Genomic DNA, 2,141 nt, shown 5'->3' on the forward strand with positions numbered 1-2,141 from the left:
AGCATTGTGGTCCCACCTGATCCCATCCCGAACTCAGAAGTGAAACGCAATCGCGCCGATGGTAGTGTGGGGTCTCCCCATGTGAGAGTAGGTCATTTCCAGGCGCCTAATTATTCTCGAAAGAGAGTCGAGAAATCCCCAGCACGCAGTGTTGGGGATTTTTTCGTTTAACGACTTTTGAAATATTGACTCAAACATGGGGAATATAAAGCGCCCTCGCACAGTGAGGTGCATTTCCATATGGAGTAGGGCGAATATCGCGATAGCGATGTGCTTATGGTTAAAAGATATTCCCGACACTTTCAGCATTCCCTACATCCATGTAGGTCAGTGCGAAGCTTTAGCGTAGCTGGCCATGGCAGGCGCTAATTAAGTGAAGAAGCCACTTGAATTAGGTGGCTTTTTTGCGTTTGGGGTTTATGAAATTATCGACGATTTCTCTCAAAACTACCTTAATTAAAGTCAGGTGGTTGATTCACTTATGTAGGCATGAATGCCTACTCCCAACATCGTCCCACCGCTGAACAGGCTCCCAGGCTCGCAGTCTAGCTGCTTTGCGCTCCAGCCATCCATCATTTGCTTAATAAGCGATGCCTTTTGCCTCCATGTGAGAACTGTCTGTACGCCCTTTTACATGTCGGCGCATGCTTTCCAGGTTTCCTTGTTTGATGGCTAGTGTTGGTGCAGCTGGTCATCTATATTGGCCAGGAATGTTGATTTCTATGTTTGTCGACAAATGCCAAGCAATATCGACACTTCCATTACCACTTGTGATCGCCCACTGCTCAGTAGAAGGTTGTGGTAACCCGCCTCTCGTATCGCAAAGCCTTTGGATACCGTGCATTCAAAGCAGACCTCTTTTCCTCATATGTATCCAGCCAATAATAAAGCGTTTGTTATTTGATTCTTCCACTCGAACATGGGGAGGGAGTGTTGAAAGCATATTATATATGGGGGGATGCGAAGAGTATGGTCGGAATTTACGGTGAATGGAGTCGATCTCATAAAGAGTAGTGAATGAATCTCCTTAACCAGCGGCCGTAATTTGTCTAGAGCTTTTTAAAAATTAGCGCATGTTCGCCATGTTCTTTAGGTAAGAAGGGTATCCGCTTATGTAAGCATGAATTCATGCCGGCGATGTCCACAGCTTAAATGCTTCTTGGAAATTACTCCCCTTATTCCTATAGATATACTTATACTGCTGGTCATGACGTACTTTCCACATCAATGGTTGTCGTTGCTCATTAAGTACTGAGAGTTGAGTCTATTGTTTTTCGGTGATTTCGGTTATTACAATTCATGAAGGCAGATATGGGCCCTGCAAAGCCAAGTACCAATTGAGGGGCTAGACTATTCGTCCTGATTAGTAGATCGGCTAGAGCGTGAACCTTCCTATGCCTAGCAGTGTTGTTCCCTATTCCTTACCCTTTTTCAGAACTCGAATGAAGCCTCTTGCTGGACAATATAAAATGAGGTCTTCTAAGTTGGCGGCGTGAATCGAGAGGTTGAGCTGGTCTCTTGATTTCATTTCTATGGGGATTAGAACTTCTCTTGAGTTATCTAATACGCTATCGCATATCAGTTGTGTTCAAGAGAAAACATCGCGATTGCTAGGTAGCTACCGGTTACCCAAATTTTTACTTGAGAAAGATGGTGGTTTCATCTTCCTCGTTACATTGAAATATAGGTTTACTTAAGATTTTAGAGGCTTTCGTTGGTAAGTATTGAGGTAGTTTGAATATCTGGGCGATAACAATGATGAGGTAGATAAAACGTATAAACAGATGCCTTTGTGGATAACTGTGTGCGTAATTGGTGCAAAGGATGTGCTTATATCAGGTATAAAAAATAAGTTCGTTTTTATTGAAAAAAGCCCTTGCACAAAAGATTTGGCTCCCTATAATGCGCTCCCACTGACACGGCAAACGGCGCTACTTAGCGAAGCGAGTAGGCAGCTGGTCGAGTCAAGGTAACAAGCGGTTCAAGTTTTTAAGCCTGTGGTTACAGCACGGTAGCGCAGTAATTAACCACTTAAAAATCTTTTGAAAAAAGCGCTTGACGCCGACAGGGAGAAGCGTAGAATACGCAGCCCTAGCCCGCTGGACTCCAGTATGAGGCGAACGTTCTTTAACAAGATAAAA

The 2,141-nt window shown here is 44.0% G+C and carries 1 rRNA gene; it reads left to right on the forward strand.

Going from position 1 to position 2,141, the window contains the following annotated elements:
- Positions 1–104: ribosomal RNA gene (rrf, locus tag L2731_RS19450) — 5S ribosomal RNA — on the forward strand; the annotation flags it as partial.
- Positions 105–2,141 lie beyond the last annotated feature (2,037 nt).

This window comes from Shewanella aquimarina (assembly GCF_023349185.1).
In the GTDB taxonomy this organism is placed as follows: domain Bacteria; phylum Pseudomonadota; class Gammaproteobacteria; order Enterobacterales; family Shewanellaceae; genus Shewanella; species Shewanella aquimarina.